Genomic DNA, 9,081 nt, shown 5'->3' on the forward strand with positions numbered 1-9,081 from the left:
CAAGGTAAACTAGTTGTGAATATAACTCACTTTGTAAGGGACTTACTCCACGTACTATTGCCCAACTTGTGCTTAGCCTGTGATACGGCATTGTTTGCTCATGAATCTATAGTATGTACCGAATGCTTATATCATCTACCCTTAACAGATTTTCATCATGATGTAAATAATGAGACCGCGAGACAGCTGTGGGGTAAGTTGGATTTTGAGGTGGCTATGTCTATGTTGTACCTGTCTAAAAATTCAAGGGTAGAACGACTTATACATCAGTTAAAGTACGGAAATAGACCTCAGATAGGACGCTTTTTGGGGAAAATGTATGGGAAGATAATAAATGATATTGCTAAAGATCAGGGGTTTGATATGTTGATCGCTATCCCTATTCATAATAGAAAACGCCGAGAGAGGGGCTATAATCAAGCATTCCAGTTTGGTATAGGCCTATCAGAGTCTCTAGGTATACCTGTCCATGAGAATGTGCTGATACGAAAGGTATACAATATAAGTCAAACGAAAAAAAGTCGATCAGAACGATACGAAAACGTCGAAGGTGTGTTTAGTATCAATCCACAATATAACATGCTAGAGGATAAACATGTTGCATTGGTCGATGATATACTGACTACCGGTGCGACCTTAAGTGAGGCGGGTAGAATTCTCAAGCTATCTGGAGCTAAAGTCAGCGTGTTGACCATTGCCCGTGCGTGATGTTGCTCTGTCTTTTATTTCCGTTTGCCAGATAATGGTTTGGGGCAGCCGCAGTCTTTTTTGAAAATACTACAGGACTGTAACGTAAGGAATGTTATAAGTGCTGCTAAAAACCAGGTTGTATATTTTCTTCTTTTCATTTTTCTCTTTTATAAAAAAATACGAAGGCAAATGTAGCCATTCCTATACCTATGATATCTGCAACAATATCCCATATGTCTGCTGTCCTTGTAGGGGATAAGTATTGTTGAGCTGCCTCCGTTGCAAAGGCAAATATAACTGTGCTGGATACAATTTTGAGAATACTTGTCCATTTATTTACAGATCTCTTGCTTTTCAAGATAGATTCCCAGTAGAGTATTATACATAGTACGAAAAATATCCCACAATGAACCATTTTATCAAAGCCTTCATAAAAGGTAACGCTTTTGATTTCAAAGTTTTTTGACGGTAATAGTAGTAGAACTAACATTACTAGCGCCCATACGATTGCCCAGATATAGCTTTTTAGGTATTTCATCGATGCAAATCTCGGATTATTGCCCGATATAACCGTTGTTTTATTGAATTAAGTTTTATTAAATATTATTTAAATAAAATTATTTATCTGAATTACAGTTGTTTGTGTTTATTTGTTTTAAAAATATAGTACTGTGTATTGCAAAGTACCATCTAAAGGATATAACTTTGTATTGTTATGATAGCAGAGAATACACAGATCCAGATGCGGAAAGGAATACTTGAGTATTGTATCCTTTCAATAATCTCTAGAGGAGAGATTTATGCTTCGGATATAATCGCAGAACTCAAGAAAGCAGAATTACTCGTGGTTGAAGGGACGCTATATCCTTTATTGACCAGACTGAAAAATAATGGCCTACTAAGCTATAGTTGGCAAGAGTCTACTTCTGGTCCCCCACGCAAGTACTATCAGATTACTGAAGAGGGAACGGAAGTGTTACGCAAATTAGATGTCACCTGGAAAGAGTTAGTATATGCTGTTGAAATTTCTTTAACAGGTAATAAGAAGTAAAAATAAACCAATTTGTTAACAGACGAATAATGAAAAAAATATATACATATGAAATACTCATGTTTAGCGAAGCACAAAAAACCATTAGTATTCCGTATGGCTACTAAAGAACAAATTATATACATATGAATAAGACAATAATTATCAATATAAATAGTATAGTCTTCCATATTGAAGAAGATGCCTACGAGGTGTTGCGTAGTTATATGATTGAGATTAAGCGCCATTTCAGTCAATCTGATGATAGTGGGGAGATATTACAAGATATAGAAAACCGTATTGCCGAGATGTTTATGGAACGAATTCAAGCAGGAAAGAAAGAAGTTATCTCTATGCTAGATGTTAATGAGGTGATTGGGCAGATGGGAAGGGTTCGCGACTTTGAGCAAGTGGACGAAATGAAGGATGAACCTTACGTGGATGAATCGAAGGAAGATTACAAACGTGTTATTTCTGAAAGGAAATTAATGCGTAATCCCGACGATAAGGTGATCGCAGGAGTTTGTAGTGGGTTGGGGTATTATTTCGGTATGCAGGCGAAATGGATTCGAGTCTTGTTTATATTATTCTTTCTTTTCGGAGGATCTGGAGTGCTTTTGTATGTTATCCTTTGGATTGTGATGCCAGAAGCAATTACACGGGCTGATCGGATGTCTATGCGAGGGGAAGAACCTAATCTTCAAAATTTTAAAAAGAATTTTGAGGAAGAATTGGAAGGCTATAAGGATGATTTTTCAGCGGTAAGAGGACACCTGAGCAATGGGGGAAAGGCTGTGGGGAAGGGCATATCTACGTTTTTCCAGATTTTAGGTAAAGGCTTTGCTTTCCTTATGCTCGTTTTCTGTGGAATGGTTATTATTGGTATGCTCATTACTTTTGTCGGTTTTGCAACAGGAATCTTAGGCTATCAGGATGAAATGGTGTTCCCAGGATTACGGTTACTGTCAACAGGACAAGCGTTTATTGCTTTGCTTGCCGGAGTTATGGCGATTACAATTCCTTTTATAGCGCTACTGCACATCTTTTTAAGAATGTTGCTGAAAACGAGATCGATGAATACATATCTGTCGCTTAGTTTGTGGGCTGGATGGATCGTGTCTATCATTCTGATTATTTTCTATTCCTTCGTAGGAATACAAGAGTACAAAGAATCGAGTACCATTAAGGTAGAGAAGGTCCTGGAAAAACAAAATGTTTATCATTTCGAAGAAAAGGATATTAGGGTAATAGAAGCGGCAGCATTGGATAACGGAGATAAGAAGTATACAATGAAAGTCAACAAGAAAGAACTATCGAGATACTTACGAAATGAAATAAACATTCGCTTCGAATATATTGACTCATTAGATATACCTTATATACAGTATAACTATTTTGCGAAAGGACGAACTTATCAAAGTGCCTCGGAATGTGCTTCGCATATCGATTATTTAGCAAAACAGGACAAAGGAAAGATTGTCTTCGATAGTCACTTTGCATTGACTACTGAAGAACCTTATCGTGATGAAGCAGTGTCGGTAGTCGTGTTTCTTCCTGAAGGCGCAAAAGTTACGATAGACCGAACCATTAGATCGAAAATGTGGAATCTACCCTATTCCGATTGTAAAAAGGAATACGGTAAAGATGAAACTATAAAATATACCGAGTGGGTGATGAGACGCTCAGGGCTACAATGTGCCCCATTGCATATCGAAAAAGCCAAGAAGAAGGAAAAGAAAGTAAAAGATGCAACTATTTCGGAAGATGAATCGTCTAATTAAATAATCGATAGATTTATTTCGTAACGGCTGCCTAATATGAAAAGTGCTTTTTTTTTAATGATCACTCTAATGTTGTGTAATATAGTGACAGTGGCTAATCAACCTCCAAGCATACGAGGGAAGATTGTGAATCACAACAATGAACCAATTAATGGAGCCTCTGTTTATTTAATCACGACTACTGCTAGAGCGGTTTTAAAAACAGCTGTCACGAATGACCAAGGGATGTATACTATTTTGGACTATCCTAAGGGATCGTTTATAATAGAAGCTACCGCTGTTGGGTTTGGTAAAGGTGAAACTGCGATTTTCAAAACTGATGCCGAAAGTGTGGAACTGCCAGATGTTATGTTGGCTCCTGTTAGTAAAGAAATAGAGGCTGTAACGGTAATGGGGGAGCTGCCCCTGATACAGAGCGTGGAAGGGAAAATGGTGATGAATGTAGAAAACTCTTCCGTTAGTGCGGGAAATAATGCGTTTGAAGTTTTAAAGCGGGCGCCCAGTGTCAATGTAGATAAAGATAATAACATCAGTCTAATGGGGAGGCAGGGTGTCAATGTTACAATAGATGGACGACCTACTTATATGACAGGAGAGCAGCTGGCTACTTTTTTGAAGAGTACAGATGGTGGACAAATCAAGAGTATAGAACTCTTGAGTACACGTTCTGCTAAAGATGATGCTGAGGGGGCTGCTGGAGTAATTAATATAATCCTGAAGAAGAATAAACTGGAAGGATTTAACGGATCTTTTGTTGCTAGTGTCGGTCAAGGAGAGCGGCTTAGGGGGAACTCTTCTGTCAATTTAAACTATAAGAAAGGTAATACAACCGTTTTTAGTAATTATGCATATACAGATAATAAAACGATAGAAACCCTGAATATTATGCGTGTGATTCCTGATGGCGAGAAAGAAACTGTATTTAGTCAGCTTGCTGAATTAAAAGAGAGAGATCGGACGCATAATTATAAGTTGGGGCTAGAGCAAAAGACATCTGTTCGTAATACATTTGTGTTACAATTCAGCGGTAATAATAATGTAGAAAACCAGGATAATCCTAGTACGACGAATATGGGAAGTGCGCAAGGTGTGGTTGACTCGGTGATGAGCTCTTATACAATAGGGACGGAAAAATTTAACAAGTACACTTTTAATGCTAATAATGAGTTTAAGATAGACACGATGGGTAGGGTACTGACCATGGATTTGGACTATAGTATGTTTAAAACCAGTACTGGACTCAATTACGAGTATCGTACCTATTTTCCTGATGGGGAGACGCTAATCTATGCGCCGGAGATGGAGCGGAGCTATTCATTGACAGATATTAAGATCTTCGCCGTGAAGACAGATTATACAAAGAAGATCGGTAAAGGTAATCTTGAAGTAGGGGTTAAGTATAGTAATGTAGAATCAGATAACGGAATAAAATTTGATCAACTCATTGCAGATAGTTGGCAAAATAACTCAAAGCGTTCCAATGCATTCAATTATGTAGAGCAAATAACAGCGGGATATATTGATTATAGTATGTCGTTAAATAAGTGGGAGGTGAAGGCGGGACTTCGCTCTGAATATACGGTGACTGATGGGATATCTGGTACGGAAAACAAAGAGAATAAGCGGGATTATTTAGATTGGTTTCCTTCGGGTTCGTTGAGTTATACTAAGAACGAAAATCATGTATTTACACTTAATTATGCTCGTAAGATATCGAGACCGAATTATCGACATCTTAATCCATTTGAGTATTATATTGATAAGCGGACATCTATGCGTGGTAACCCATATTTGAAACCAGAATATACAAACGGATTTTCGCTGTATTACACATTATATAAGATGTTTAATATTGCGATAGGGCACGACTTTACGAATGATGCCATGGTTGAAAGTATGGGACAGGACACTGTTCTGAAGACAACATGGGTAACCCGGGAAAACTTGGGGAAACAGAACACAAGCTACATCAATCTTACTATACCAGCGCGCATCGGTAAATTCTGGACGATGTATAATAATCTGACTGGAATATACATCCACTTTCGTGGTCCCATAGCAGGTTATTATGTGAGTGAAGGATCAACATTCTTCCAGTTGAACTCAACTAGTAATTTTAAAATTAATAAGGTTATTTCTTCTGAATTGGCTTTGCGCTACAATTCCCCTTTCTTATATAATGTATATAAAATTCAAGGAAGACTCAATACGGATGTCGGTATAAGTTATAACTTAAAAGACCAGCGTAGTTCGTTCAAATTGGCGATAACGGATGTTTTTCGAAGCAACCGGAATAATTTATACACCAAATTCAGAGAATATGATTCAGATATACGGCAATACAATGATACCCAGTCTATACGACTTACCTTCAATTATAAATTCGGAAACTTGAAGCAATCCGTTCGCCGTCGAGAAAATAGCAGTGAAGAGAAAAATAGAGCTCAATAGGAGTTATTGGATAACTTAATTTATGTTTTAGATTTAGTCGTACCGTAAGCTAGCTGAGCTTACGACCAAAAATTTTACGTAAAGGAAGATGGTATAATCGAGAAATTACAAGATGTACAGGGAGAAATGAATACTGCAGATTTAGGGTTTAATGCTAGAGCGCGCGTATTTTATGTCCCTACTTTTAATAGTAATAGTGTAATAGCTTATAAGCTTAAGTAAGACGTTTTTCAAAAAGATTCATGAATAGATTTTGACAACATGAAGTATTATTTATTTTTGCTTTAATAAAAAAGGTAGACCATGAAAATAGAGGCGTTGTACAATATATATAAACAGTATCCTTTAATATCTACGGATACGCGTAATATAAAACAGGAAAGTGTTTTCTTTGCGTTGAAGGGGGCTAGTTTTGATGGGAATACTTTCGCGGATCAAGCATTGCGTAGTGGAGCACGTTATGTAGTAGTGGATGATCCGCTGCTTAAGAAAGACGAGCGGTATATATTAGTTGATGATGTGTTGGTGGCTCTACAGCGTTTGGCAGAATACCACCGTGACCAATTGCACATACCTATAATTGGTATTACAGGGACAAATGGAAAGACAACCTCAAAAGAGCTATTATACGCTGTACTTTCACAACGATACAAGGCCTTCGCTACCCAAGGGAATTTAAATAATCATATTGGTGTTCCGTTGTCCATATTATCTATTTCTAAAGATATTGAAATAGCAATTATCGAGATGGGGGCAAACCATCAAGGGGAGATCTCTTTTTTATCGAAAATTGCTAAGCCTACACATGGACTGATCACAAACGTTGGAAAAGCTCATTTGGAAGGCTTTGGTTCGTTTGAAGGAGTGAAGATCGCTAAAGGGGAGCTTTATGATTATTTACAGGATCATCATGGAACACTATTTTTACAGGGTGACAATATACACTTAGTGGAAATGGCGAAGAAGAGACATATCGATACCGTAGTGCGGTATGGATTTAGTGCAGAAAATAATGTGATAGGCAAGTTGTTGATTGCGAATCCTTATCTGGCTATTACTTGGAAAGAGAGAAACAACTCCGCTACATATGAAGTCTCGACGAATTTGACAGGATCTTATAATACGGAGAATTTTTTGGCAGCAATCGCTGTCGGATTACACTTTGATGTGGATCCAATTTCTATAAATACAGGAGTAGCGGGCTATGTACCCAAAAATAACCGATCACAGATTACAAAAACAGATCGAAATACAGTTGTTGCGGATTTCTATAATGCGAATGCCAGTAGTATGGCAGCAGCGTTGGATAATATGAAGGTGCTCACTGCGGAGCATAAGGTAATGGTTTTGGGCGATATGTTTGAGTTAGGTGAAGATTCTTATGAAGAACATGCGCTTGTTATTCAGAAAGCAAAAGAGCTGTTATTAGAAAGGCTTATTTTTGTAGGGAAAGAGTTCTATAAGCATAAGTGCGAAGGGGCTGAATTTTATGAAAGTACAACAGAAGCACTTATTCCTATGGCTACAATATCAGGGTGCTTTGTATTGCTTAAGGCTTCTAGAGGAATGTCTTTTGAGCGGCTACTGGAAGCTCTTTAGCTTTTTTTGTCTTCGACGGGGGAGACTGTTGGTAAAGATAGGTTGTATTTGACGGATATCAATCGTACCCCGACTACAAAAGAAGCCGAAATAAAAGCATTCCATCCTCTGCCTAAACCGAAATACTCTAGGATTACAAATAGAAAGGCTCCGAATAAACATGCTGACGCATAAATCTCCTTTCTTAGAATAAGAGGCGTTTCGTTCATTAAAGTATCTCGGATTACACCTCCCATAGCCGCGGAAAACATTCCAAACATAATGGCGGCAATATTGCTACTGCCATAGTCTAGGGACTTTTGTGTTCCTACTACGGTAAAAAAGCCAATTCCAATGGCATCGAATAATGTTAAGGTTTTTGCCCAGTTGTAGAGATGCCGATTAGCAATTACTGATATGAAGACACCAATGAATATTGCAATTAGATAGTTGCTGTCCTCAACCCAAACGGGGCGTATATTTAAAAAGACATCGCGTAAAGACCCACCTCCAATTGCGGTCACGAAACCCATAAAAGTTGCGCCAAACACATCAATCCCCTGTCTGTTCGCTGCCATTCCGCCAGATATGGCAAAAACCATCGTCCCAAGTAAGTCTATTCCGTAGATGATATTCATAATCTAAGTACTGTTAGACAATGATACAGAAAATTTTCAAAGTTTAATATCTCTAATACGATATATACGCCCCTCCTTTGGTGTCTTCTGCATCGCTTCTTTACTACTTCATGTCTGCTTTAAATTTTAGAGGGGTTATGTTGTGTTATAATAGAGGGTCTGTAGAGGTTTCATAGCGGTAAACCACTATAAAAGCTCTGTTATGCCCGGCTTAAATCCCTGCTGATCCTGCCCGATGATAGGAATAGTGTGCCTTTTTTGCAGTCCATGGTGCCTGTGTGCTTTCTTTTTTCAATTTTATTGTCCGCTGTTCCAGCGTTTTACGGTGTATGCTGTAAAATAGTCTGTGTGATGTCTTTGAAATGTGGTTTTAAAGTCGCTATCTTTGCACCACTCCGCGAGGGAGGGACGGTTCTCCGGAACGATGACATAAGGTAGACAGAGCGTTTATTTTGCGGTTTAATCCGTCAGATCCGATGCTCTTAGATCTTCTCCGGAAATTATTTTAAAATAAAATTTGGAGGTTTAAAAAATATTCCTACCTTTGCAGTCCCAACGGAAACGAAGGGCGGCCGGAAAAACAAAATGACAAATCACATCTCCGGATGTCGGTAATAAAAGCAGAAGCGCGATGCGGATGCGGACAAAGTTCTTTAAGGAAATGATCATGTAACGTAACGAGTAGTTGAGAAACAGCGAAAGTTAAAAAAACTCAACCTGTCAGTCATAGAATCAGAAATTATTTAAATAAAGACAATTCTATTTTTTATAAATAGTCTTGATCTCACACTTCATTTTACTATGGAGAGTTTGATCCTGGCTCAGGATGAACGCTAGCGGCAGGCCTAATACATGCAAGTCGAACGGGATCCATTTTTAGCTTGCTAGGAATGGTGAGAGTGGCGCACGGGTG

General features: G+C 38.2%; 7 protein-coding genes and 1 rRNA gene. 6 read left to right on the forward strand and 2 right to left on the reverse strand.

The genetic code is table 11. From position 1 onward, the window contains the following. Positions 1-15: 15 nt before the first annotated feature. Positions 16-708 carry a ComF family protein gene (locus JKG61_RS23210; RefSeq protein ID WP_202105131.1) on the forward strand — a complete coding sequence of 231 codons (693 nt, stop codon included), beginning with the start codon at positions 16-18 and terminating at the stop codon, positions 706-708. A gap of 136 nt (positions 709-844) precedes the next feature. Here the strand turns inward: JKG61_RS23210 and JKG61_RS21850 are convergent, their stop codons facing one another. Next, entirely contained in the window at positions 845-1,228 is a 384-nt protein-coding gene (locus JKG61_RS21850; protein WP_202105132.1) for a VanZ family protein, read from the reverse strand. Positions 1,229-1,405: 177 nt separating this feature from the next. Between JKG61_RS21850 and JKG61_RS21855 the strand changes: the two genes are divergently transcribed. The 4 genes from JKG61_RS21855 (at position 1,406) to JKG61_RS21870 (ending at position 7,551) form a co-directional block, all read left to right on the forward strand. Beyond that, positions 1,406-1,741, forward strand: a complete 336-nt coding sequence (locus JKG61_RS21855; protein ID WP_202105133.1) for a PadR family transcriptional regulator — start codon at positions 1,406-1,408, stop codon at positions 1,739-1,741. Positions 1,742-1,866: 125 nt separating this feature from the next. Next, positions 1,867-3,501: a PspC domain-containing protein gene (locus tag JKG61_RS21860; RefSeq protein ID WP_237249578.1), complete on the forward strand. Its 1,635-nt coding sequence runs from the start codon at positions 1,867-1,869 to the stop codon at positions 3,499-3,501. A gap of 69 nt (positions 3,502-3,570) precedes the next feature. Then, a complete protein-coding gene (locus tag JKG61_RS21865) occupies positions 3,571-5,952 on the forward strand; it encodes a TonB-dependent receptor domain-containing protein (protein WP_202105134.1) in 2,382 nt (793 codons plus the stop codon). Between the two features lie 303 nt (positions 5,953-6,255). After that, entirely contained in the window at positions 6,256-7,551 is a 1,296-nt protein-coding gene (locus JKG61_RS21870; protein WP_202105135.1) for a UDP-N-acetylmuramoyl-tripeptide--D-alanyl-D-alanine ligase, read from the forward strand. On the opposite strand, the gene JKG61_RS21875 is transcribed toward JKG61_RS21870, so the two are convergent. Beyond that, entirely contained in the window at positions 7,548-8,168 is a 621-nt protein-coding gene (locus JKG61_RS21875) for a trimeric intracellular cation channel family protein (RefSeq protein ID WP_202105136.1), read from the reverse strand. The two genes, JKG61_RS21870 and JKG61_RS21875, sit on opposite strands and share 4 nt — an antisense overlap. Positions 8,169-8,966: 798 nt before the next feature. On the opposite strand from JKG61_RS21875, the gene JKG61_RS21880 reads away from it, so the two are divergent. Beyond that, positions 8,967-9,081: ribosomal RNA gene (locus tag JKG61_RS21880) — 16S ribosomal RNA — on the forward strand; the annotation flags it as partial.

It is taken from the genome of Sphingobacterium faecale (genome assembly GCF_016746095.1).
Lineage (GTDB): Bacteria > Bacteroidota > Bacteroidia > Sphingobacteriales > Sphingobacteriaceae > Sphingobacterium > Sphingobacterium faecale.

What these genes read in the sequence shown, in the direction of transcription:
- JKG61_RS21850 (WP_202105132.1), bottom strand. Translation starts at nt 1,228, where the DNA reads ATGAAATACCTAAAAAGCTATATCTGGGCAATCGTATGGGCGCTAGTA.
- JKG61_RS21855 (WP_202105133.1), top strand. Translation starts at nt 1,406, where the DNA reads ATGATAGCAGAGAATACACAGATCCAGATGCGGAAAGGAATACTTGAG.
- JKG61_RS21860 (WP_237249578.1), top strand. Translation starts at nt 1,867, where the DNA reads ATGAATAAGACAATAATTATCAATATAAATAGTATAGTCTTCCATATT.
- JKG61_RS21865 (WP_202105134.1), top strand. Translation starts at nt 3,571, where the DNA reads ATGTTGTGTAATATAGTGACAGTGGCTAATCAACCTCCAAGCATACGA.
- JKG61_RS21870 (WP_202105135.1), top strand. Translation starts at nt 6,256, where the DNA reads ATGAAAATAGAGGCGTTGTACAATATATATAAACAGTATCCTTTAATA.
- JKG61_RS21875 (WP_202105136.1), bottom strand. Translation starts at nt 8,168, where the DNA reads ATGAATATCATCTACGGAATAGACTTACTTGGGACGATGGTTTTTGCC.